The organism is Pseudomonas sp. NBRC 111143 (assembly GCF_001320965.1).
In the GTDB taxonomy this organism is placed as follows: domain Bacteria; phylum Pseudomonadota; class Gammaproteobacteria; order Pseudomonadales; family Pseudomonadaceae; genus Aquipseudomonas; species Aquipseudomonas machongensis.
Window position 1 is genome coordinate 20,430 of sequence record NZ_BCBT01000047.1, and the last position, 23,764, is coordinate 44,193.

22 protein-coding genes are annotated in these 23,764 nt (G+C 63.7%); 12 read left to right on the forward strand and 10 right to left on the reverse strand.

What is annotated here, in order from left to right:
• Positions 1-64 precede the first annotated feature (64 nt).
• The gene (locus tag APH44_RS21715; protein ID WP_054894478.1) at positions 65-1,273 is read right to left on the reverse strand and encodes an SAM-dependent methyltransferase; all 1,209 of its coding nucleotides are present in this window, start codon (positions 1,271-1,273) and stop codon (positions 65-67) included.
• 103 nt (positions 1,274-1,376) lie between these two features.
• The gene (locus APH44_RS21720) at positions 1,377-1,994 is read right to left on the reverse strand and encodes a TPM domain-containing protein (RefSeq protein ID WP_054894479.1); all 618 of its coding nucleotides are present in this window, start codon (positions 1,992-1,994) and stop codon (positions 1,377-1,379) included.
• Positions 1,995-2,195: 201 nt separating this feature from the next.
• Here APH44_RS21720 and bglX point away from each other — a divergent pair, with 201 nt between their 5' ends.
• The 4 genes from bglX to APH44_RS21740 all read left to right on the forward strand — a co-directional run bounded on the left by bglX (position 2,196) and on the right by APH44_RS21740 (position 9,290).
• A complete protein-coding gene (gene bglX / locus APH44_RS21725) occupies positions 2,196-4,487 on the forward strand; it encodes a beta-glucosidase BglX (RefSeq protein ID WP_054894480.1) in 2,292 nt (763 codons plus the stop codon).
• 115 nt (positions 4,488-4,602) lie between these two features.
• Complete coding sequence (locus APH44_RS21730; RefSeq protein ID WP_054894481.1) at positions 4,603-6,360, forward strand: ATP-binding protein; 1,758 nt, start codon at positions 4,603-4,605, stop codon at positions 6,358-6,360.
• Complete coding sequence (locus tag APH44_RS21735; protein WP_054894482.1) at positions 6,354-7,691, forward strand: sigma-54 dependent transcriptional regulator; 1,338 nt, start codon at positions 6,354-6,356, stop codon at positions 7,689-7,691. The genes APH44_RS21730 and APH44_RS21735 overlap by 7 nt, the downstream gene beginning before the upstream one ends.
• Before the next feature lie 279 nt (positions 7,692-7,970).
• Positions 7,971-9,290 carry an MFS transporter gene (locus tag APH44_RS21740; protein ID WP_054894483.1) on the forward strand — a complete coding sequence of 440 codons (1,320 nt, stop codon included), beginning with the start codon at positions 7,971-7,973 and terminating at the stop codon, positions 9,288-9,290.
• Between the two features lie 117 nt (positions 9,291-9,407).
• Here the strand turns inward: APH44_RS21740 and APH44_RS21745 are convergent, their stop codons facing one another.
• Positions 9,408-10,160, reverse strand: a complete 753-nt coding sequence (locus tag APH44_RS21745) for a hypothetical protein (protein WP_054894484.1) — start codon at positions 10,158-10,160, stop codon at positions 9,408-9,410.
• Positions 10,161-10,515: 355 nt separating this feature from the next.
• Here APH44_RS21745 and APH44_RS21750 point away from each other — a divergent pair, with 355 nt between their 5' ends.
• Both APH44_RS21750 and APH44_RS21755 read left to right on the forward strand, forming a co-directional pair.
• Complete coding sequence (locus tag APH44_RS21750) at positions 10,516-10,881, forward strand: hypothetical protein (RefSeq protein WP_054894485.1); 366 nt, start codon at positions 10,516-10,518, stop codon at positions 10,879-10,881.
• 118 nt (positions 10,882-10,999) lie between these two features.
• A complete protein-coding gene (locus APH44_RS21755) occupies positions 11,000-11,605 on the forward strand; it encodes a flavin reductase family protein (RefSeq protein WP_054894486.1) in 606 nt (201 codons plus the stop codon).
• Here the strand turns inward: APH44_RS21755 and APH44_RS21760 are convergent, their stop codons facing one another.
• Both APH44_RS21760 and APH44_RS21765 read right to left on the reverse strand, forming a co-directional pair.
• A complete protein-coding gene (locus tag APH44_RS21760; RefSeq protein ID WP_054894487.1) occupies positions 11,606-11,839 on the reverse strand; it encodes a hypothetical protein in 234 nt (77 codons plus the stop codon).
• Between the two features lie 111 nt (positions 11,840-11,950).
• Positions 11,951-12,244: a putative quinol monooxygenase gene (locus APH44_RS21765; RefSeq protein ID WP_054894488.1), complete on the reverse strand. Its 294-nt coding sequence runs from the start codon at positions 12,242-12,244 to the stop codon at positions 11,951-11,953.
• A gap of 202 nt (positions 12,245-12,446) precedes the next feature.
• Between APH44_RS21765 and APH44_RS21770 the strand changes: the two genes are divergently transcribed.
• Entirely contained in the window at positions 12,447-13,370 is a 924-nt protein-coding gene (locus APH44_RS21770) for an AraC family transcriptional regulator (protein ID WP_054894489.1), read from the forward strand.
• A gap of 21 nt (positions 13,371-13,391) precedes the next feature.
• Here the strand turns inward: APH44_RS21770 and APH44_RS21775 are convergent, their stop codons facing one another.
• Positions 13,392-15,026: a 5-guanidino-2-oxopentanoate decarboxylase gene (locus tag APH44_RS21775; RefSeq protein WP_054894490.1), complete on the reverse strand. Its 1,635-nt coding sequence runs from the start codon at positions 15,024-15,026 to the stop codon at positions 13,392-13,394.
• Positions 15,027-15,138: 112 nt separating this feature from the next.
• Between APH44_RS21775 and APH44_RS21780 the strand changes: the two genes are divergently transcribed.
• Entirely contained in the window at positions 15,139-16,014 is an 876-nt protein-coding gene (locus APH44_RS21780; RefSeq protein WP_054894491.1) for a LysR substrate-binding domain-containing protein, read from the forward strand.
• Between the two features lie 74 nt (positions 16,015-16,088).
• Here the strand turns inward: APH44_RS21780 and APH44_RS21785 are convergent, their stop codons facing one another.
• Together APH44_RS21785 and APH44_RS21790 are read right to left on the reverse strand one after the other, a co-directional pair.
• On the reverse strand, positions 16,089-16,703 hold the full coding sequence (locus tag APH44_RS21785; protein WP_054894492.1) for an NAD(P)-dependent oxidoreductase: 615 nt from the start codon (positions 16,701-16,703) through the stop codon (positions 16,089-16,091).
• Between the two features lie 29 nt (positions 16,704-16,732).
• Positions 16,733-17,608 (reverse strand): MBL fold metallo-hydrolase, encoded by an 876-nt coding sequence (locus tag APH44_RS21790; protein ID WP_054894493.1) that lies wholly within the window; start codon positions 17,606-17,608, stop codon positions 16,733-16,735.
• 104 nt (positions 17,609-17,712) lie between these two features.
• Between APH44_RS21790 and APH44_RS21795 the strand changes: the two genes are divergently transcribed.
• Together APH44_RS21795 and APH44_RS30140 are read left to right on the forward strand one after the other, a co-directional pair.
• On the forward strand, positions 17,713-18,621 hold the full coding sequence (locus APH44_RS21795) for a LysR family transcriptional regulator (protein ID WP_054894494.1): 909 nt from the start codon (positions 17,713-17,715) through the stop codon (positions 18,619-18,621).
• 126 nt (positions 18,622-18,747) lie between these two features.
• On the forward strand, positions 18,748-18,921 hold the full coding sequence (locus APH44_RS30140; RefSeq protein ID WP_172964814.1) for a hypothetical protein: 174 nt from the start codon (positions 18,748-18,750) through the stop codon (positions 18,919-18,921).
• An 18-nt stretch (positions 18,922-18,939) separates the two neighbouring features.
• Here the strand turns inward: APH44_RS30140 and APH44_RS21800 are convergent, their stop codons facing one another.
• Positions 18,940-19,809, reverse strand: coding sequence for an oxaloacetate decarboxylase (locus APH44_RS21800; protein WP_054894495.1), 870 nt, complete (start codon positions 19,807-19,809; stop codon positions 18,940-18,942).
• A gap of 376 nt (positions 19,810-20,185) precedes the next feature.
• Between APH44_RS21800 and APH44_RS21805 the strand changes: the two genes are divergently transcribed.
• The gene (locus tag APH44_RS21805) at positions 20,186-21,637 is read left to right on the forward strand and encodes an MDR family MFS transporter (RefSeq protein WP_054894496.1); all 1,452 of its coding nucleotides are present in this window, start codon (positions 20,186-20,188) and stop codon (positions 21,635-21,637) included.
• A gap of 82 nt (positions 21,638-21,719) precedes the next feature.
• On the opposite strand, the gene APH44_RS21810 is transcribed toward APH44_RS21805, so the two are convergent.
• Positions 21,720-22,352 (reverse strand): TetR family transcriptional regulator, encoded by a 633-nt coding sequence (locus APH44_RS21810; protein WP_054894497.1) that lies wholly within the window; start codon positions 22,350-22,352, stop codon positions 21,720-21,722.
• 254 nt (positions 22,353-22,606) lie between these two features.
• Between APH44_RS21810 and APH44_RS21815 the strand changes: the two genes are divergently transcribed.
• On the forward strand, positions 22,607-23,761 hold the full coding sequence (locus tag APH44_RS21815) for an efflux RND transporter periplasmic adaptor subunit (protein WP_054894498.1): 1,155 nt from the start codon (positions 22,607-22,609) through the stop codon (positions 23,759-23,761).
• The last annotated feature ends 3 nt before the right edge of the window (positions 23,762-23,764 follow it).

Sequence of the window (23,764 nt, forward strand, 5' to 3'; positions counted from 1 at the left end):
CCACCGCGAACATTGGCGCTGAGCTTTTCGCGGGCAAGCCCGCTCCCACAGGGCCTGGCAGTACTCAGCCGGCAATGAGCCCATCGGCCCGCAACAGGCTCTCCAGGCAATGCTCCTGTATCCCATAGAACGCCTTGAGCTGGGCGATCTTCTCCAGCAGTGCGCTGTTATCCCCAGCCTGTCTGCGCTTGACCGCCAGGATCATCTTGTTCTTGTTGGTGTGCTCCAACGAAATGAACTCGAACACCTTGGTCTCGTAGCCACAGGCTTCCAGGTACAACGCGCGCAGGCTGTCGGTGAGCATCTCGGCCTGCTGGCCCAGGTGCAGCCCGTACTGCAGCATGGGCTGCAACAGCCCTGGGCTGTGCAGTTGCGGACGGATCTGCTTGTGACAGCACGGTGAGCACATGATGATCGACGCGCCGCAGCGGATCCCGGTATGGATGGCGTAGTCGGTGGGGATATCGCAGGCGTGCAGCGCGATCATCACCTCGATGGCATCGGGCACCACGCTACGCACATCGCCGCACTGGAACTCCAGGCCAGGATGCTCCAGCCGCGCCGCGGCAGCGTTGCACAGCTCGACCATGTCGGGGCGCAACTCGACGCCGGTCACTTGCGCTTCGCGAGCCAGGGTGTTGCGCAGGTAGTCATGCATGGCGAAGGTCAGGTAGCCCTTGCCCGAACCGAAGTCGGCGACTCGCAGCACCTGGTCCGCAGTCAGCGGCGCACTGCCCAAGGCATGCGCGAAGACCTCGATGAACTTGTTGATCTGCTTCCACTTGCGCGACATCGACGGAATCAGCGCACCTTGAGTGTCGGTCACGCCAAGATCGCGCAGAAATGGCCGCGACAGTTCCAGATAGCGTTTCTTCTCACGATCGTGCCCGCCCGCCGCGGCCTCGCGCGGCACCTGGGTGCCGTGGCGTTGCAACAGCGGCTTGCCCTTCTTGCTGAACCCCAGTTGCACCTCGCCTTCGGCGGTGAACAGGTGAGCATTGCGAAAGCTCTCCGGCAACAACTCGGCGACCAGGGCCTGGGCCTGATCCAGCGGCAGGTTGCGGGTGATGTCGCGGGTCTGGTGACGGTAGACCAGCGACAGGCAGGGCTGGCCCTTGATCTGCACTGGCTTGGCGATGATCCGCTGCAGGCTCTGGTCGGCGCCGACATGACGCGCCAGCACCAGCTTGGTCAGGGTTTCGCTGTGCAGGGCATCGCCCAGCAGGGCCAGGAACTGGGCGCGGGCGTCCGCAGCGGGGGTGGAGGAAGACATGGGAAGGGGGTGCCTCAAGATGCGCAATGGCCGGCATTCTACAGGTTTGCAGGCTTGAGTGGCTGTGCAGGCCCCATCGTCGGCCCGCACCGCCACACACTGTTCAATCCAGGATCACCAGCTGGTTGGGCAACTGGTTGCGCCGCCGCGTCGGCGGCAGGTGCTGGCTGAGCAACTCGCCGCAGGCATCGATGCATTCGACGAACCCCTGCAAGGTGCGCCCCGCGCAGACCTGCGCGGTAAAACGTGCCACCAGTTCGGCACGTGCTCGTTCGTCCAGATGCTGGGCGATGCCCTCGTCCGCCAGGATGGTCACATAGCGCTCCGCCTCGCTGACGAAGATCAACACCCCGGTAGCCCCCTCGGTGCGTTGCAGGTTTTGCTCACGAAATTGCCGCCGGGCAAGATCGGCGGCACGGCGGTGGCGCAGCACCCGTGGGACCAGCCAGCCGGCCAGGCGCGGGTTACGCAGCAACAGGCTGAAGGCGATGAAGGTCAGTACCTGGGCGACCAGCAGCCCACGCAGCCCTGGCCACCCCAGCAGCACCTGCACCAATCCCGGGAGCGCCAGCGCCAGCAGCACGGCCCACAGCAACGGCAGGTAGGCATAGTCATCGGCGTGGCGCGCCAGCACCGTCACCAGCTCCGCGTCGGTGCGCTGTTCGGCACGAGCGATGGCTTCGGCAACCTGGCGTTGTTCGTATTCATTGAGAAGGGTCATGCCTTCGGTCTCTCGATCGTTCTTATAGTTGTTAGCCCGGCACGCGGTCGCGAGAGTGTATCTCATCGAGCCCCACTTATAAGGCATAATCCGCGGCGACCGCGGGAGGATGGGGGAGCGACCTGTTACACCGCCAGCGGGCCAGACAACAACAGCCGTCCGAAAAATCGGCCGCGAGCGAACCACTCGACAACGGAATTGATGATGAAACTGTCCTTGCTGGGCCTGGCCATGGGCCTTGCCAGTCAGGCGGCCGTGGCCGCCACCTCTGCCCCGCCCCTGGAAGACAAGCGGGCCTTCATCGACCATCTGATCAGCCAGATGACCGTCGACGAGAAGATCGGTCAGTTGCGCCTGATCAGTATCAGCCCGGAAATGCCGCGCGAAAAGATCCGCGAGGAGATCGCCGCCGGTCGCATCGGCGGTACCTTCAACTCGCGCACAGCGCCAGAGAACCGGCCGATGCAGGACGCCGCCATGCGCAGCCGCCTGAAGATTCCGATGTTCTTTGCGTACGACACCATCCATGGTGAGCGTACGATCTTCCCGATAAGCCTGGGCCTGGCAGCGACCTGGGACATGGACGCCATCGCCAAGGTCGGCCGCACCTCGGCCATCGAGGCTTCGGCCGATGCCCTGGACATGACCTTCGCGCCGATGGTCGACATCGCCCGCGACCCTCGCTGGGGCCGCACCAGCGAGGGCTTCGGCGAAGACACCTACCTCACCTCGAAGATCGGCCAGGTGATGGTCCGCTCGTTCCAGGGCAAGAGCCCGGCCGAGCCCGACAGCATCATGGCCATCGTCAAGCACTTCGCCCTGTATGGCGCAGTGGAAGGCGGGCGCGACTACAACACGGTCGATATGAGCCTGCCGAAAATGTACAACGACTACCTGCCACCCTACCGCGCCAGCCTCGACGCCGGTGCAGGCGGGGTGATGGTGGCGCTGAACTCGATCAACGGCGTACCGGCCACCTCCAATACCTGGCTGATGAACGATCTGCTGCGCAAGGAGTGGGGCTTCAAGGGCGTGACCATCAGCGACCACGGCGCCATCCAGGAGCTGATCCGCCACGGCGTCGCCCGCGACGGCCGCGAGGCGGCGAAGCTGGCGATCAAGGCCGGCATCGACATGAGCATGAACGATACCCTCTACGGCCAGGAGCTGCCGGGCCTGCTCAAGTCCGGTGAAGTGACCCAGGCCGAGCTCGACCAGGCGGTACGCGAAGTGCTGGGCGCCAAGTACGAGATGGGCCTGTTCAAGAACCCCTACGTGCGCATCGGCAAGCCCGAGACCGATCTCAAGGACTACTACGGCGACGACCGTCTGCACCGTGAGGCCGCCCGCGACGTGGCACGGCGCAGCCTGGTGCTGCTGGAGAACAAGAACCAGGCCCTGCCGCTGAAGAAGGCCGGCACCATCGCCCTGGTCGGCCCACTGGCCGATGCCCCGATCGACATGATGGGCAGTTGGGCTGCCGACGGCCGCCCCGAACATTCGGTGACGGTTCGCGAAGGCCTGCGTCGCGCCACCGAAGGCAAGGCCAAGGTCATCTATGCCAAGGGTTCGAACATCACCGGCGACAAGGCGATCTTCGACTACCTGAACTTCCTCAACTTCGCGGCGCCAGAAATCATCGACGATCCGCGCCCGGCCGCCGTGCTGATCGATGAAGCGGTCAAGGCCGCCAAGCAATCGGACGTGGTAGTGGCGGTGGTGGGTGAGTCGCGCGGCATGTCCCACGAGTCATCCAGCCGCACCACCCTGGAGATTCCGGCGGTACAGCGCGAGCTGATCAAAGCGCTCAAAGCCACCGGCAAACCCCTGGTGCTGGTGCTGATGAACGGCCGGCCGCTGTCGATCGCCTGGGAGCGCGAGCAGGCCGATGCCATCCTCGAAACCTGGTTCAGCGGCACCGAAGGCGGCAACGCCATCGCCGATGTGCTGTTCGGCGACTACAACCCGTCCGGCAAGCTGGCCATCACCTTCCCGCGTTCGGTCGGGCAGATCCCGATGTACTACAACCACCTGAGCATCGGCCGCCCGTTCACCCCGGGCAAGCCGGGCAACTACACCTCGCAGTACTTCGAGGAGCCCAATGGCCCGCTGTATCCGTTCGGTTACGGCCTGAGCTACAGCACCTTCGAGCTCTCGGACCTTGCGCTGTCGAAGACCGCGCTCAAGCGCGGTGACAACCTGCAGGCCGAAGTGACGGTGAAGAACACCGGCAAGGTCGATGGCGAAACCGTGGTGCAGCTGTACATCCAGGATGTCAGCGCTTCGATGAGCCGTCCGGTGAAAGAGCTGAAGAACTTCCAGAAGGTGCTGCTCAAGGCGGGTGAGTCCCGAACCTTGACCTTCCGCATCAGCGAGGATGACCTGAAGTTCTACAATGGCCAGCTCCAGCATGTGGCCGAGCCTGGGCAGTTCAACGTCCAGATCGGACTGGACTCGCAGGCCGTGCAGCAGCAGAGCTTCGAGTTGCTGTAGACCGCTGCGGCCACTGTGCGGATAAGCCCGCTCCTGCAGGATTGGATGTGCTCCTGGAGGAGCAGGCTTACCCGCGAAAGGGCCGGTACTTAAACCGAATGCCCGGACCCGCACCATGCCTTCATCCTTCCGCGCCCTGCGCCTGGCCCTGGTCACCCTGCTGATCTTGATCGGCACTGCCCTCAGCGCCAGTTGGGCGATGCACCACGCCAAGCGCCAGGCGATGCAGACCGACGCACGCCGGGCCAGCGAGCAATTGACCCTCTACGCCAACGGCCTGCATACGCTCATCGAACGCTACCGCGCCCTGCCCGCCGTCCTGGCGCTGGACCCGGAGCTGATCGACGCCCTGCGCGGCCCGGTCGGCGAATCGCTGCAGGATGCGCTGAACCGCAAGCTCGAACGCATCAACGGCGCCGCCAATTCCTCGACCCTCGAACTGCTCGACCGCACCGGTCTCGCCGTTGCAGCCAGCAACTGGCGCCTGCCGACCACGTACGTCGGCTCCAACTATGGCTTTCGCCCCTATTTCAAGCAGACCCGCAGCCAGGGCACCGGCAGCTTCTACGCCGTCGGCGTGACCAGCGGCGTGCCGGGCTATTTCCTGTCCAGCGCAGTGAACGACGAGCACGGACGCTTCCTCGGTGCCATGGTGGTCAAGCTCGAATTCCCCGAGCTTGAACGCGAATGGCGCCAGGGCAGCGACATCCTGCTGGTCAGCGATGCGCGCGGGATCATCTTCATCGCCAACCAGAACGGCTGGCGCTATCGCGAGCTGCAGCCCTTGACTGCCGCAGACCGCGCTGAGCTGGCCGAAACCCGCCAGTACGACAAACAGCCCCTGGTCCCTCTGCAGCACCAGTTGCTGACCCGCTTCGACGAACGCAGCACGTTCAGCCGCGTGCAGGGGCCGGACGGCAGCGCCGACTATCTGTGGGAGAGCTTGCCGCTGGCCACCGAAGGCTGGACCCTGCATCTGCTGCGCAAGCCGCAGGTCAGCGAGGATGCCCGCAACGCGGCGCTGTCTGGCGCCGCGGTGTGGTTGAGCCTGGTGTTCGCCGTGCTGTTCGTCAGCCAGCGCCTGCGCATCGCCCGCCTGCGCCAACGCAGCCGCGAAGAGCTGACGCGCCTGGTCGAGGAGCGCACACGCGAGTTGCGCACTGCCCAGGAAGGCCTGGTGCAGTCGGCCAAGTTGGCGGCGCTGGGGCAGATGTCGGCGGCGCTGGCCCATGAGATCAACCAGCCGTTGACCACCCAGCGCATGCAACTGGAAACCCTGCGCCTACTGCTCGACCATGGCCGCCATGAACAGGCGCGTCAGGCGCTGGAGCCGTTGGAGCAGATGCTCACGCGCATGGCCGCCCTCACCGGCCACCTCAAGACCTTCGCACGCAATAGCCCAGGCGGGCTGCGCGAGCGTCTCGACCTGGCCACCGTGGTCGACCAGGCCCTGCACCTGCTCGACACCCGCATTCGCGGCGAGCAGGTCGAGGTGGCGCTGTACCTGGCGCGTCCTGCGTGGGTGCGCGGCGACGCGATCCGCCTCGAACAGGTGCTGATCAATCTGCTGCACAACGCCCTCGACGCCATGGCCGACAAGCGCTACAAACGTCTGGAGATCCGTATCGAAGCCGAGGACGAACGCTGGCACCTGAGCGTGCTCGACTCCGGTGGCGGCATCAAGGATGCCGACCTGGCCCGCGTCTTCGACCCCTTCTTCACCACCAAGCCGGTGGGCGAAGGGCTGGGCCTGGGCCTGGCGATTTCCTATGGCATCGTTCATGAAGCCGGCGGCCAGTTGCAGGTCGAAAACCTGCCTGGCGGTGCCCGCTTCAGCCTTACCCTGCCCCGCGACCTGGAGCCTGCATGTTGAATTCAGTGATCGTCGTCGACGACGAAGCCAGCATCCGCACCGCGGTGGAGCAATGGCTGAGCCTGTCCGGCTTCAGCGTGCAGTTGTTCGCCCGCGCAGAGGAATGTCTCGCGCAACTGCCACAGCACTTCCCCGGCGTGGTTATCAGCGATGTGCGCATGCCGGGCATGGATGGCCTGCAACTGCTCGAGCACCTGCAGGCGCAAGACCCTGACCTGCCGGTGATCCTGCTCACCGGTCACGGCGATGTGCCGATGGCAGTGGAAGCCATGCGCAACGGTGCCTACGACTTCCTGGAAAAACCCTTCACCCCGCAGCACTTGCTGGGCAGCCTGCGCCGCGCCCTGGACAAGCGCCAACTGGTGCTGGAAAACCGCGCGCTGCACCAGCAGGCCGACCTAAAGGAACGGCTGCAAGCGACCCTGCTGGGGATGTCTCAGGGCTTGCAACAGTTGCGTCGGCAGGTGTTGGAACTGGCGGGGTTGCCAGTCAATGTGCTGATCCGCGGCGAAACCGGCAGCGGCAAGGAGCGCGTGGCGCGATGCCTGCACGACTTCGGCCCACGCGCCGACAAACCCTTCGTCGCCCTCAATTGCGCGGCAATCCCCGAAGCCCTGTTCGAGGCCGAGCTGTTCGGCCATGAGAGCGGCGCCTTCACCGGCGCCCAGGGCAAACGCATCGGCAAGCTGGAATATGCCAACGGCGGCACGGTATTTCTCGACGAGATCGAAAGCATGCCACTGGCCCAGCAGGCCAAGTTGCTGCGGGTGATTCAGGAGCAGAAACTCGAACGCCTGGGTGCCAACCAGAGCATCAGCGTCGACTTGCGCATCATCGCCGCGACCAAACCCGATCTGCTCGACGAGGCTCGCGCCGGGCGATTTCGCGAAGACCTGGCGTACCGCCTGAACGTTGCCGAACTGCGTCTGGCGCCACTGCGCGAGCGGCGCGAGGACATCCCGCTGCTGTTCGAGCATTTCGTCCGTACCGCCGCCGAGCGCCTGGGGCGCAGCAGCACACCGCCGCTTTCAGGCGCGCAACTGGCACAACTGCTGGCCCATGACTGGCCGGGCAATGTGCGCGAGCTGGCCAATGCCGCCGAGCGCCATGCGCTGGGGCTGGGTTCATCGAGCATCGAGGTGGCGCCGGGAGGTCAGTCGCTGAGCGAACAAATGGAGGCGTTCGAGCTGCAATGCCTGCGCGCCGCGCTGCGTCAGCACAAGGGCGAGATCAAAGGGGTCATGGAGACGCTGCAACTGCCGCGGCGTACGCTGAACGAGAAGATGCAGCGCCATGGCCTGATGCGCGAGGATTTTATCGAGCGCGAATGAGCGGAATCTTGCCGATCAAAAGCTGCCAATAGGCGGGTTACCGCTCATATGGCCTGTGTCTGGCCGGTGCAAGCAGCGCGGCTGTTCGCGGGCAAGCCCGCTTCTACGGATACAGTGCAGGCCTTGATCCATCGCGTTTCTGGGGCGCTGGCATGCCCAAGGATGGGGCGGCCGACACCTCATTCGGATCGTTACGCCCTCATTTGGCACAGCTTCTGCAAAACCCTTCTCAAGCCGCGGTCCCGCGCGCCTCACAAAAACAACGAGAAGGTATCCCTGATGGATAACGCCACCACCCTGCCCGCCGGGGCGGCCACTGCGCCCGCCGCGGAAAAAACCACCGCCAGTCGTCTCAAGTCGATCTTCAGCGGTTCGATCGGCAACATGGTCGAATGGTACGACTGGTACGTCTACGCCGCATTCTCGCTGTACTTCGCCAAAGCCTTCTTCCCCGCTGGCGACACCACCGCACAACTGCTCAACACCGCCGCGATCTTCGCCGTGGGCTTCCTGATGCGCCCGATCGGTGGCTGGCTGATGGGGCTGTACGCCGACCGCAAGGGCCGCAAGGCTGCGCTGATGGCGTCGGTACTGCTGATGTGCGCAGGCTCGCTGGTCATCGCCCTGACGCCGGGCTATGAAACCATCGGCGTCGCCGCGCCTATCCTGCTGGTGATCGCACGCCTGATGCAGGGTCTGTCGGTCGGCGGTGAATATGGCACCTCGGCCACCTACCTCAGCGAGATGGCCAGCAAGGAACGCCGTGGCTTCTTCTCCAGTTTCCAGTACGTCACCCTGATTTCCGGCCAGCTCATCGCCCTGGCGGTGCTGATCATCCTGCAGAACGTGCTGACCACCGAACAGCTGTATGCCTGGGGCTGGCGCGTGCCCTTCGTGATCGGCGCGCTGTGCGCGGTGGTTGCACTGTACCTGCGCCGTGGGATGGAAGAGACCGCGTCCTTCACCAAGAAGGAGAAGTCCAAGGAAAGCCTGATGCGCACCCTGATGCGCCACCCCAAGGAGCTGATGACCGTCGTCGGCCTGACCATGGGCGGCACCCTGGCCTTCTACACCTACACCACCTACATGCAGAAGTACCTGGTCAACACCGTCGGCATGAGCATCAGCGACTCGACCACCATCTCGGCGGCCACGCTGTTCCTGTTCATGTGCCTGCAGCCGGTGATCGGCGGGCTGTCCGACAAGATCGGCCGGCGCCCGATCCTGATTGCCTTCGGCGTGCTGGGGACCCTGTTCACCGTACCGATCCTCAGCACCCTGCACACCATCCAGAGCTGGTGGGGCGCCTTCTTCCTGATCATGGCGGCGCTGATCATCGTCAGTGGCTACACCTCGATCAACGCCGTGGTGAAGGCCGAGCTGTTCCCCACCGAGATCCGCGCCCTGGGCGTTGGCCTGCCCTACGCACTGACCGTGTCGATCTTCGGCGGCACCGCCGAGTACGTGGCCCTGTGGTTCAAGAGCGCTGGCATGGAAACCGGCTTCTACTGGTACGTCACCGGCTGCATCGCCTGCTCGCTGCTGGTCTACGCGACCATGAAGGACACCAAGCAGCACTCGCGCATCACCACTGATTGATTCTGCGTTCGCTGTAATTGAAAAGGGTCGTTCCGGTGGAACGGCCCTTTTTTGCGGCCGCAAAAAAGCTCTGCTGCGGGCATTTGTACCGTTCGCGTCAGTCCTTTTTTCTGGAGGTCAGGATACTTCCAGCACTTGCTGCGGCTGACGACGCTGGTAGTAGGTGGCCAGTAGCACCAGCGCCAGCAGGATCGCGCCCAACACCATGGAAGAGCCGATCGTGCCAAAGTCCAGACCGCCTTTTTCGTATGGCTTGGTGAGGAAATCGCCCAGGGTTGCACCGAATGGCCGAGTCAGCACGAAGGCTACCCAGAACAACACCACACCAGGGATTCGGGTCCAGTAACGCGCCATAGCCACCAACACGATGGCACTGCCGATCAGCAGGGCGCCACCCGCGAAGCCCAGGCCTGAATCATCTGCAAGGTAGTCGCCCAGTGCGGTGCCCAGGGTGTTGGAGAACAGGATCGCAACCCAGTAGAACAACTCGCCCGCACGACTGCGGATGCGCGTGACATCCAGTGGATTACCACTCAGCCGCCACAGGGCGAAGGTCAACAGCAGGATGCCGATCAGCAGCGCTGAACCTGCGGCGTAACCCAACCCGAGCGTGCGATCCATGAAATCGGACATGGTGGTGCCAGCGGTGCTGGTGGACAGTATCACCAGCCAGTAGAGCACTGGGTGATAGCGGCGGGAATAAAGCTGGGTGAGCAACGTCAGCAAGAACACACTGATCAACAACAGCGAACTCATGGCGTAGCCGATGTCGAGCGTCATCGACAGCAGGTCGCCAGCCGTCTCGCCCAGCGTGGTGGCGCAGATCTTCATGACCCAGAAGGCCAAGGTGATTTGCGGAAGTTTATTCATCGTGTGCCGCTCCGGTTTCTGGAATGCGGCGATGTTGAAGACGAACGTCTGAAAAATCGGTTGGAAAGGAATGAAAAAACCGTTCGGCGTCGAGAGCGACGAAGTGTTGAGTCCTTAACTCGCCATTAATTGAGGTGGAGCAACCTACAAGCGCTGACAGAACGCTTTCGGATATTTGATATGCCGCATGCTGCGGGGTAGAGCCGACAGCTACTTATTTGGACATCTCGTGCGCAAACACATCGATTAAATTGATTGTTTTACGTAATTTTTTGCGCTTTTTAATCAAATTAATCGGCGTAGCATGAGATCCATAGCAAGAACAAACCCCCTCGAATCTACTGGAGCAACGACCATGAAAAACCAACTGATCCTGACCCTGGCCCTTTCGGTCTTCGCCGCAGGTGCCTTCGCCGAAGACGGCTTTGACCGCACCAACGCCCACACCTTCGCCGCTGCACAAAGCCAATCGGCCAGCTACGCAGAAGACGGTTTCGACCGCACCGGTGGCCAACGCTTCGCCGAAGATGGCTTCGACCGCACTGGCGGCCAACGCTTCGCCGAAGACGGCTTCGACCGCACTGGTGGCCAACGCTTCGCCGAAGACGGCTTCGACCGCACTGGCGGCCAACGCTTCGCCGAAGACGGCTTCGACCGCACTGGCGGCCAGCGCTTCGCTGAAGATGGCTTCAGCCGCACCAACGCCCACCGCATCAGCTGATCACTGATGCGTGTCACCCAGCCCGGCTTTGGCCGGGCTTGATCATTCCCAGCCAGCTCAAGGCTTGGCACACTAGGCGCCTCGTCCGTCCCAGAGGAAGGGCCAAGGCCCTGCGCAGATGCACTACTACGAACCCGCCAAAGGCCACGGCCTGCCCCACGACCCGTTCAACGCCATCGTCGGCCCCCGGCCCATCGGCTGGATCTCCTCCCATGATCGCGAAGGTCGCCTGAACCTGGCGCCCTACAGCTTCTTCAACGCCTTCAACTACATTCCACCGATCATCGGTTTCTGCAGCGTCGGGCGCAAAGACAGCCTGAACAACATCGAACAGACCGGCGAGTTCGTCTGGAACCTGGCCACGCGCCCGCTGGCCGAGCAGATGAACCAGAGCTGCGCGGCAGTGGCTGCAGATATCAACGAATTCGAGCTGAGCGGCCTGACACCGGCGCCCTCGAACGTGGTCGGCGTGCCGCGGGTGGGTGAGAGCCCGGTGAACTTCGAGTGCAAGGTGAGCCAGATCATCCAGCTCAAGCGCGCCGATCACGAGCTGGTGCCCAGCTGGCTGATCCTGGGTGAAGTGGTGGCCGTGCATATCGCCGAACACCTGCTCAAAGAGGGTATCTACGACACTGCTGCCGCCGAGCCGATCCTGCGTGGCGGTGGCCCGGCGGATTACTTCGAGCTGGGCAACCTGTTCAAGATGCGTCGCCCGCAGGCCTGATCACCAGGCCAGCTCGCCCTCTTCACCGACGCCCTGCAGGCGTTCGAGTTCGGCACAGGCCGCCTCGTCAGCGGCCATTGCCGACGTGAACACCTGGCCCTCCAGGACTTTGTGAAAGCGCGGAGCCCCACCCATGTGCAGGGCCTTGACCGCGATTGCCGCGTGGTAGCCGCCGCCTTCGACCGGGACCATTGCCGAAACGGCCTCGAAGCCCGGGAATTCTCTACGTGCCATTGCTGTGCTCCAGCTGTTGAACGAGGGGCGGGATTCTACTGCAGCATGCGTTAAGGTAGTGGCCTTTTCATGGGCAAGCTTGCCCGCGAGAAGGTTACCCGCGACCAACCCTCAATCGAAGGTCTGCAGGTCCATGCTCGCCACCACCCGCTCCTGCAGCAGGTCGCCGAAGACCTCGAGCGTCGGTGAAGCGAAGTAACCGCGCATGGCCTGCTGATCCTGCCAGCTGCCGCTGAGCAGCCAGAGGTCGGCGTCAACCTGGGAGCGCTGGACGGTGAACGCCAGACAGCCTGGGCTGCGCAGCGAAGGCTCGAGCAGGTCGCGCAGGCGCATGCCGAGTTCCGCCGAACGACCGCTGCTGGCACGGATGAAAGCCAAGTGTGTGACCGGTTGATGCAAGGTCATGAACGATCTCCTTGAAGCAGGCGGGACGGAAAAGCCAGGCTGCCAAGATTAGGTCCTCGCCCGCACCCTGCGTTAGGCCATTTCTGTCTGTCGATTGCCTGATCCTGCCGCAATGCAGGATCAGGCAATCGGTCGGCAGCATTTGGCTAGCGCAGGATGTTGCCCAAATCTATGCTGGCCCGGTCCCTGGAGGAATTCGATCATGACCACTGCCCTTGCCGCTCTCGACCCGACCCTGGAAAATCAGCGTCTGGAACTCGCTGACCTGATCCTGAGGCACGCAGGCGATCCCCACGGACCACCGACGGCCATCGAGCAGCTGTACCTGTCGCGCTATGAAGGCAACATCCGTTCGAAGCCGGGCCTGGCCCTGCCGGCCCTCTGCGTCATGGCCCAGGGCAGCAAGAGTCTGTTCCTGGGCGATCAGCAGTATGCCTACGACCCGCTGCACTACATGGTGGTGTCGGTGACCATGCCGATCAGCCGGGTGAGGCTCGACGCCAGCCCGGAAAACCCGGTGCTTGGGCTGCGGATCGATCTGGACGCGGCAGAGATCAGCCAGTTGATTGCCGAAAACGGCCCGATGCTGGTGCCCAGCGTGCAGTCCGGGCTTGGGCTGTATGTGGAGAAGACCGATGCGCACCTGCTCGATGCCTTGCTGCGCCTGGTCCGCTTGCTCGATAGCCCGCGCGACATCCCGATGCTGGCCCCGCTGTTTCGCCGCGAAATCCTCTACCGCCTACTGCGCGGGCCGCAGGGGCATCGCCTGTACGAGATTGCCCTGGCCAACAGCCAGACACACCGCGTGAGCCAGGCGATCACCTGGCTCAACAAGCATTTTCACCTGCCGCTGCGCATCGAGGAGCTGGCCCGGGAAGTGAACCTGAGCACCTCGACCCTGCACCACAGGTTCAAGGCCGTGACGTCCATGAGCCCGTTGCAGTACCAGAAGCAGCTGCGACTGCAGGAAGCCCGGCGCCTGATGCTCAACGATGGGTTGGAGGCCGCGGTGGCGGGGTATCGGGTGGGCTATGAAAGCCCGTCGCAGTTCAGCCGGGAGTACAGCCGGCTGTACGGCGCGCCGCCAATTCGCGACATGGCGCGCCTGCGCTCGAGCGCGGGTTGAATCTGCAAGCCCGCGCGCGCCTCAGCCGGCCACCGCTGTCTGCCACTGTGCCTGGTCCACCTGGATCAGGGTCGGCCCCTTGCGCTCGACCGCCAGCACCAGCGCGGCCTGCAACTGCGCCACATCGCCGACATGTTCGGCCGCAGCCCCCAGCCCCTGCGCCACGGTGATGAAGTCGGGGGTGTGGATGTCCACGCCCACTGGCTCGATGGCGCGATTGACCATGTACTTCTTGATCTCTTCGTAACCCTGGTTATTCCACAGCAGCACGATCAGCGGTACCTGTGCCTCGACTGCACTGGCCAGCTCCGGCAGGGTGAACTGCAGGCCGCCGTCACCGATCAGGCACACCGACGGGGCGCGTTCAGCCACGACTTCGGCGCTGCCAAGCCAGGCGCCCATCGCCGCCGGCAAGGCATAGCCGAGCGTGCCGTAGCCGGTCGACGCATTGAACCAGCGACGCGGACGCGCAAGGTCAAGGGTGAGGTTGCCGGTGTAGACCGGCTGGGTCGAGTCGCCCACCAGCACGGCGTCGGGCAAGGTTTCCAGTATCGCGGTAAGCAGACGGGTCTGGCTCAGGGTCGGTTGGTCCCAGCCGGCAGCCAGGTCGTTGCGCAGGCGCTCGGCACGGGCAGCGCCCCAGCGTTCGTCACGCACCGCAGGCTGCTCGGCCAACGCTGCAACCAGGGCTTCGGCAGCCAGCTTGGCATCGGCGACCAAGGCCAGCTCCGGCAGGTAGTTGCGTACGGTCTGGTCCGGATCGATGTCGATGCGCAGCAGGCTACCGGGGATCTCGAATCCGCCCTTGAAGGTCACGTCGTAATCGGTTTCGGCAAGCTCGGTACCAATGGCCAGTACCACGTCGGCCTCGGCAACCAGGGCACGGGTTGCCGGCAGCGATTGGGTCGAGCCGATCTGCAACGGATGAGCAACCGGCAGCAGGCCCTTGGCATTGATGGTCAGGGCCACCGGCGCCTGGAGCTGCTCGGCCAGTTGCGCCAGGGCCTCGCCTGCCGCCAGCGCACCGCCACCGGCGAGGATCAACGGGCGCTGGGCCTTGGCCAGACGCTCGGCCATCTGCGCCACCACCTGCGGCGCGGCGCCTGCACGGCTGGTGCGCACCGGGCGAACTTGCAGCAGGTGGTCGGCTGGCTCGACCAGCACATCCAGCGGGATCTCGATATGCACAGGACGTGGCCGGGCACCGTCGAACACGGCGAAGGCGCGGGCCAGCACCTGCGGCAGGTCATCGGCACTCATCAGGGTCTGGGAAAACGCGCAAACGCCCGCCACCAGCCCAGACTGGTTTGGCAGCTCATGCAGCTTGCCGCGCCCACCGCCCAGTGCATTGCGCGATTGCACGCTGGAGATCACCAGCATGGGGATCGAGTCGGCATAGGCCTGGCCCATGGCCGTGGTGATGTTGGTCATGCCGGGGCCGGTGATGATGAAGCACACTCCCGGCTTGCCGCGCGTCCGCGCGTAGCCATCGGCCATGAAGCCTGCGCCCTGCTCGTGGCGCGGCGTGACATGGCGGATCGACGAGCGCGCAAGCCCGCGATAGAGCTCCACGGTATGCACGCCGGGAATCCCGAACACATGCTCTACGCCATAGCCTTCGAGGAGTTTGACCAGTACTTCGCCACAGGTTGCCATCGTCTTTACCCTGATTCTTGTTGAAATCAGTACTCATGGAAGCAAGCTGCGGCTACCGCGACAATGCAAAAAAACACATACTAGCCATGTCTCCAGATCATGGCTCGCCACGATGAAACGACTCCCTCCCCTGCCCGCCCTGCACACCTTCCTGGTCACCGCCCAGCACTGCAATTTCACCCGTGCCGCCCAGCATCTGCACATCACCCAGGGCGCTGTCAGCCGTCAGATCGCCGGGCTCGAGGAGCAACTCGGCTACCCCTTGTTTCAGCGCCAGGCCCGTGGCCTGAGCCTGACCCGTGAAGGCCAGGACTGGCTGCCGCGGGTGCAGCAAGTGTTCGCCCTGATCGAACAGGGGGTGCGCGAGGTCAGTGCGCGCACCGCCACCTTGCAGCTCAAGGCCCCGACCTGCGTGATGCGTTGGCTACTGCCGAGGCTGATGGAATGGCAGGCACTGCGCCCGGATGTACCGGTGGAACTGACCACGACGGTGCAGCACGGCGTGGACTTTCGTCATGAAGGCTTCGATGCGGCAGTGGTGTATGGCAGCCCGCCCGCGCAGGGCTCGCTGGTGCGCAAGCTGTTCGACGAGCAACTGACACCGGTGTGCGCCCCCTCGTTGCTGCAAGGCGGCATGCCTCTGGAGCGAGTGGAGGACCTGGCGCGGCACATGCTGCTGCACCCCTCGCGCGACGAGCGTGACTGGCGCCTGTGGCTGCAAGCGGCCGGCGCTGCGTTCGAGCCACAGGGCCGACGCCAGCATTTCGAGACACTGGACATGGCGATGGCCATGGCCTCCCAGGGGACCGGGGTGGCCATCGGCGACTGGGCGCTGATCGGCGATGACCTGCGCAGTGGGCGGTTATGCATGCCCTTTGCGCTGAAGGTGATGACGGGCAAAGGCTATTATCTGGTCTGCCCGTCGAAAAGCCTGCCGCCGGGGCTGGGCGAATTACTGGAGTGGCTGCAGGCACGCGCCAGTCTTTAGCGGCCCTGCGACCCCATCAGCTCGGCAGCATGTACTGCGCCGCGATTCACCTGCGAAAGGCTGGCAGCGACGCCTCAGTAGCCGACAGTGAAGCGCTGGCGCGTATGTGCGGGCTTTTCCAGTTCGTCGATCAAGGCAATGGCGTAGTCGGCGAAGGTGATCCAGCTCTTGCCATCGGCGCCGATCAGCAGGTGATCCTTGCCCAGCGTATAGCGCCCGCTGCGCTCACCCTCAACGAACTCGGCCGAAGGCGAAAGGAAGGTCCAGTCGAGGGTCGGTTCCTGGCGCAAGGTATCGAGAAAGCCCACGCCGGCGCTGGCCTCGGCCTTGTACGCCTCGGGGAAGTCCGGGCTGTCGATCACCCGCTGCCCCGACGGCAGCAGCAGGCTGCCGGCACCACCGACCACCAGCAGGCGCTTGACCCCGGCGCGTTTGACCGGCTCGATGATCGCCTGCGGCGCAAGGGTGGAGAAGTGCGCAGCGCTCAGCACAGCGTCCACGCCTGTGACTGCCGCCTGCAGCGCAGCACTGTCCTTGGCATCCAGCGCCTTGACCGTGACACCTTCACGGCCCTGCAGCGAAGACGGATCGCGTGCGATGGCGACCACGCTGTGGCCACGGCGCAGAGCCTCTTCCAGCAACTGGCTGCCGGCGCGGCCGGTGGCACCGATGATTGCGATCTTGCTCATGGGAAACACTCCATCTGGCTTGTAAGGGGTTACCACTTGATTTCGCCTTTTGCGACCTTGGCCCCGAGCTCCAGGGAACTTTCATCGGCCAGGTTCGGATAACGCTTGCTCATTGCAGCAATCAGCGCCGCCGCATCACGAGCCTTGGCCGCTTCGCTGTCGAAGGCGCGGATGTAGCCTGCGGTGAAGCGCACGGCATCCAGCGAACGGCTGCTCTGCCCCAGGTAGTGGCCTGGGATCACCGTGCGCGGGGCGAGTTTTTCGATGTGTGCAAGCGTTGCCAGCCAGTCGGTGTGGGATTGGGCAGACTGGGTGTCAGCCATCCATACGTGAATGTTCTCGGAAACCACCACACCACCGACCACCGCCTTGATCGAGGGAATCCAGACGAAGCTGCGGTCGGGCTGCGGGCCGTCCAGGCCAACGACTTCGAGCGTCTGCCCTTCCAGCTCGAGACGGTTACCGGCCAACACCTGGGGTACCACCAGTTTCGCGGGCTTGTCGGCGCCCATCTGCGGCCCCCAGTACGCCAGCTTGGCGTCCATGGTCTGGCGGATATGCGCCACAGTGGCAGCGGAGGCGACCACCTTGGCGTCTGGAAACGCCTGGGTCAGGGTGTCGAGGCCAAAGTAATAGTCCGGATCGCCATGGCTGATGTAGATGGTGGTCAGCCGCTTGCCACTGGCACGCAGGCGCTCAGCCACCTGCTCGGCCTGAGCCTTGCCGAACTGCGCATCCACCAGCACAGCCTCCCGCTCGCCACTGACGATCACCGAACTGACCGGGAACAGTGCGTCATGGCCTGGGTTGTAGACATCCAGGTGCAGCGGATCGGCCGCCATTGCCTGGCCCGTCAGGGCGATACAGGCCAGCATCAGACTGCGCAGTGGAGTGAAAATCGACATGGTGAGGTTCCTGAAAGCGGGACGATGGAACACAGCTTAGTTGCCCGATCCATCACAAAAAATGCGATGCTTGAACATAGTTTGTTTCTGAAATCGGGCAAATCATGGACCGTCTGAACGCCATGCGCGTGTTCGTCACCGTCGTCGACCTGGGTAGCCAGTCGGCTGCGGCAGATCACCTGGAGCTTTCCAGGCCTGTAGTGTCGCGCTATCTCGCGGAGCTTGAGGAGTGGGTCGGCGCACGCTTGATGCAGCGCACCACGCGCAAGCTGAGCCTGACCGCTGCGGGCCTGGACACCCTGCCACGCTGCCGACAGATGCTGGAACTGGCCTGCGACCTGCAGACCGCGGTACGTGCGCCTGAAGATGCGCCGCGCGGCGAGTTGCGCATCAGCGTGAGCACCTCGTTCGGCCAAGCGCAGTTGGTGGATGCGGTGGCGGAGTACGTGAAGCGCTATCCGGGGGTGAAGGTGGAATTGCAGATGCTCGATCGCACGGTCAACCTGGTTGACGAGCGCATCGACCTGGCGATCCGCACCAGCAACGACCTGGACCCGAACCTGATTGCCCGACGCCTGAGCGTCTGCCGTTCGGTGGTCTGCGCCAGCCCCGCCTACTTGCGCGAGTACGGCACGCCGCAGCGAGTCGAGGACCTGACCCAGCACAACTGCCTGACCCACGCCTACTTCGGCCACAGCCTGTGGCATTTCGAGGTGGCCGGTGAACAGGTCGCGGTGCCCGTGCAGGGCAATATCAGCGCCAACGAAGCCCTGACCTTGCAGAAGGCCGCCCTGGCCGGTGCCGGAATCGCCATGCTGCCGACCTACCAGGCCGCCTGCGCAGTGCGTCGCGGCGAGTTGGTGAAACTACTGCCCCTGGCGCGACCGCGAGAGCTGAACCTCCATGCGGTCTATACCTCACGCAAACACATGCCCGCGACCTTGCGCAGCATGCTGGACTTTCTTGCCCAACGCTTCAGCGCAGAACCGGAGTGGGATCGGGAGCTGGATTAGTGCGTGGAGCGGCCTTGCGCCGCTGCGACGCAAATCACACCGATCTCGATGTTCGCTCCAGGCAATTGCTGCGACCTGACCTATGCTTGCAAGTATCACCTGTGGTCACAGCAGGAGGTAGGCAACATGGGCATCAAATCCAGACGCTGCGTGATCGTCCTGGCCCTGGTCGCCGTGGCCGGGCTCTATGGTTCGGCCTGCTGGCGCGTCGAGCTGTTGCGCAGCCAGCCCAGTACCGCGGCCAGTTGCGCACACGAGCACTGCGTCCCGCACACCGCAACGCTGAGCGCCCTCAGGTAGCCCGACAACGCCTGTCGGTCACTCCTCGACGCTCATGTACTCCTTGGCCCAGCGGATGTAATCCTCAGGCTGGGTGTAGGTGTGCGAAAGCTCGGTGGCGCTGAGGTTCTCGGACTTGTTCTGCTGCCCGCGCTGCAATCGCAGGCAGTCGTAGGTGGCCTTGATCGCAGCGAAGTACGCCGCATGGCCATCGACCACGATGCGCACGCCCAGGCGCGCCAGGCGCTCGTCGTCACGCAGGTTCGGGTTGCCGTAGCTGACCAGCATCAGCGGCACGTTCAGGTGCTCGGTGATCTGCTCCAGTTGCTCGAAATCCTTCACCCCGACCATGCAGATACCGTCGGCACCGGCCTTCTGGTAGCTCTGGGTGCGGACGATGATTTCCTCGGTGGTCAGTACGCCAGCGTTGGTCCGGGCAATGATCGACAGCGACGAGTCGACTCGCGCTTCCAGCGCTGCACGGATCTTGCCGACGCCCTCTTCCACCGAGATCAGGTCAGTGGACTTGCGACCGAACTGGGCCGGCAGCAGGGTATCTTCGATGGTCAGCGCCGCCACGCCAGCGCGCTCCAGCTCGATTACCGTACGCATGACGTTCAGCGCGTTGCCATAACCATGGTCGGCATCGGCGATGAAGGGCAACTGGGCGACGCGGCCAATGCGTGTGGCCTGCTCGACGAATTCGCTCAGGGTGATCAGGGCGAAGTCCGGGGCGGCGAGCACCTGCAGGGAAGCGACCGAGCCGCCGAGGATACCGACTTCAAAGCCCAGGTCTGCAGCAATGCGCGCCGACATCGGGTCGAAGACTGAAGCTGTGTGATAGCACGAACCCGACGCGAGCAGTTCGCGGAAGGCAAAACGCAGATCTTGGTGGGAAGCCTTGGGCATGATCACTCCGCATAAACGTGAAAAGTCGAACTGGCTGACTACCGCCCCTGAACCGGGACCCTCCGCCCTGCCATAGGCATGACATGCAGAGAGTGGAAGAGAAGTGCGGGATTACAGCGATGCGGAAACCTGGGTCACAATGCACCAAATGGGTGCAAACCAGTGTATTTCGGCTGCTATGAACCTGCACGATATCACGCGGCCATGCGCGTTCGTGTGAAAGCGCTTATGCCGATCGTGCATAGGCGATGCAGACAGTACATAGGAAGCTACCTAACTCAGGTTACAATCCCCGTCTCGTTCGCAGCCATTTCACTCGCCACGGGCCGCCGACGAACGGCACAATTTCACTACCTCCGACCACAAGGTGTGACCCGTGACCGCCGCCCTGCCTCCCGCCGACTTGCGTAGCGTGCTCAGCGCGCTGATGCTGGCGATTCTTCTTGGTGCCCTCGACCAGACCATCGTCGCCGTCTCCATGCCGGCCATTTCTGCCCAGTTCAACGATGTCGGCCTGCTGGCCTGGGTCATCTCCGGCTATATGGTTGCCATGACCGTGGCCGTGCCGATCTACGGCAAGCTGGGCGACCTTTATGGCCGTCGGCGCATGATCCTCACCGGCACCGCACTGTTCACCCTGGCCTCGATCTTCTGCGCCCTGGCACAGAACATGGAACAACTGGTGCTGGCGCGCGTGCTGCAGGGCATCGGCGCGGGCGGCATGGTCTCGGTCAGCCAGGCGATCATCGGCGACTTCGTCCCGCCTCGCGAGCGCGGGCGCTACCAGGGTTATTTCAGCAGCATGTACGCCCTGGCCAGCGTGGCTGGCCCGGTGCTCGGCGGCTGGCTGACCGAATATCTGTCGTGGCGCTGGGTGTTCTGGATCAACCTGCCGCTGGGGCTTTGCGCCTGGTGGGTGATCCGCCGCGCGCTGATGGGCATGCCGGTCCAACGCCGGGAAGCACAGGTCGACTATATCGGTGCACTGCTGCTGATCCTGGGCCTGGGCAGTTTGTTGCTGGGCATCACCCTGGTGGGTCAAGGGCATGCCTGGACCGCGGCGCCGGTGCTGGCCCTGTTTGCCTGCGCGGTATTGGGCCTGGTGCTGTTCGTCGCCCATGAACGCCGCTGCCAGGAGCCGCTGTTGCCACTGAAACTGTTTGGCAACCGGGTCGCCGTGCTGTGCTGGTGCGTGATTTTCTTCGCCAGCTTCCAGTCGATCTCACTGACCATGCTCATGCCGCTGCGCTTCCAGAGCATCACCGGTGCCGGCGCCGACAGTGCCGCGCTGAACCTGCTGCCGTTGGCGATGGGGTTGCCACTGGGCGCCTTCAGCGCAGGCCGCCTGACGACATTCACCGGACGCTACAAGCCGCAGATCCTGGCGGGCGCGCTGCTGATGCCGCTGGCGATCCTCGGCATGGCCCTCACACCGCCGCAGTCAGCCTGGCTGGGCGGGTTGTTCATGCTGTTGACCGGTATCGCCTGCGGGCTGCAGTTCCCGACCTCGCTGGTGGGGACGCAGAGCGCGGTGGACATGAAGGATATCGGTGTGGCTACCAGCACCACCAACCTGTTCCGCTCGTTGGGTGGGGCGATGGGCGTGGCCTGCATGTCCAGCCTGCTGCTGGCGCTGCTGCATCTCGGAGGGCTCGAGGTGCTGGGCAACCCGTTGCTGGGCAGCCTGAAGGGCGGCGAGACGGATCCGGCGACCCAGGCGCATCTGCTGGTGACGTTCCGATACCTGCTGCTGGCCAGTGCCGGCGCGGCAGTGCTGGGGCTGCTGGCGGCACTGGCGTTGCCAGACCGGCAATTACGGGGGCATTGAAAAGGCCAGGGCCGCAAAGCGGCCCTTTTAACCCCGGCTTAATCCTGCCGGGAAAAACTTCATCACAATCCTTAACAAAGTGTCATTTGCGCAGGGCCGGGCTCAAGCGCAGCATATCCAACCCTGTGTCGACCCATTTTTGCGCATCGCGCAACAGGTCGAAGCTGTCCGGGAGCAGCAACCAGCGCCCGATCAGGCCGTCGACATAGGCGAACATGGCAATGGCCGCCCGCTCGACATCCAGGTCGGCGGGCAACTGGCCACGGCGTACCGCATTGGCCAAGGCGCGGGAAATGCCTTCGTGGCATTCGACGATGGCGCCTTGTCGCTGCTGGCGGATTTCACACATCTCATCGGTGAACTCGCACTTGTGATGCAGGATTTCATTGATACGCCGGGTCCTGGCGTCCAGTACCAGCTCGTTGAGCACTTGCAACAGCAGCTTGCCCATGCAGCCGAGCGGATCGAGCTCGTCTTCGCTTTCGCTGGCACGCGCGAGATGGTCATGGGTCTCGTGCAAACTGTCGAGCAGCGCCTGGACCAGCTCGGCCTTGTTACTAAAATGCAAGTAGATCGCACCACGGGTGACGCCCGCGATCTCGGCGATATCGGCCAAGGTGGTTCGCGCAACTCCGCGCTTGTAGAAAGCCTTTTCCGCCGCCTCGATGATCTGGGCGCGGGTTTCCTGGGCTTCCTCTTTGGTTCGACGGACCATGGCAGCTCAACCTCATCTGAGCCCGGCACGAGAATCGCCCGGGCTTTGGGCCGGGTTCGCCTCTGCAGGGCGACTCCCGGATGCATTAATCACGTTTTGCGGTAGTAGCCTGGTACCACCACGCGGTATTTACAAACAACCATGAATGTAAGTATATTCGTTAGTAAGCTACTAATCCACTCGATAGCGATTTTTCTGAAAAGACTCTTCCACTATTCTTGAGCTCCCCCTGCTCCTGCGACCCGAGGATCCTGATGCAATTCAAGCCAGCCGTTACCGCCCTGGTTTCCGCCGTCGCCCTTGCAACCCTGCTCAGTGGCTGCAAGAAAGAAGAAGCCGCGCCTGCAGCGCAGGCTCCTCAGGTCGGCGTCGTCACCCTGCAGCCGCAGGCCTTCACCCTGACCTCGGAACTGCCAGGGCGCACCAGCGCCTATCGCGTCGCCGAAGTCCGTCCACAGGTCAATGGCATCATTCTCAAGCGCCTGTTCAAGGAAGGCAGCGACGTCAAGGAAGGGCAGCAGCTCTACCAGATCGATCCCGCCGTCTATGAAGCCAACCTGGGTAATGCCCAGGCCAACCTTCAGGCTACCCGCTCGCTGGCCGAGCGCTACAAGCAGCTGATCGACGAGCAGGCCGTCTCCAAACAGGAATATGACGACGCCAATGCCAAACGATTGCAGGCCGAAGCCTCGCTCAAGAGCGCGCAGATCGACCTGCGCTACACCAAGGTGCTGGCGCCGATCAGCGGTCGCATCGGACGCTCGTCGGTCACCGAAGGCGCGCTGGTGAGCAATGGCCAGACCAACGCCATGGCCACCATCCAGCAGCTCGACCCGATCTACGTCGACGTCACTCAGTCCACCGCCGAACTGCTCAAGTTGCGCCGTGACCTGGAAAGCGGCCGTCTGCAGAAGGCTGGCGACAATGCCGCGAAGGTGCAGCTGGTGCTCGAAGACGGCAGCACGTTCGCCGGTGAAGGCCGCCTGGAGTTCTCCGAAGTCTCGGTCGATGAAACCACGGGCTCGGTGACCCTGCGTGCGGTGTTCGCCAACCCGGACCACACCCTCCTGCCGGGCATGTTCGTGCATGCCCGCCTGCAAGCTGGTGTCAATGCCAACGCGATCCTAGCCCCACAGCAAGGTGTGACCCGCGACCTCAAGGGCTCGCCCACGGCACTGGTGGTGAACAAGGATAACAAGGTGGAACTGCGTCAACTCAAGGCCAGCCGCACGCTGGGCAACGAGTGGCTGATCGAGGAAGGCCTCAATCCGGGCGACCGCCTGATCACCGAGGGGCTGCAGTTCGTGCGTCCAGGTGTCGAGGTCAAGGTCAGCGAAGCCACCAACGTCAAGAAGCCGGGCAGCCCTGAACAGGCCAGCGCCGCGAAAGCAGACGCCAAAGCGGAGTAAACC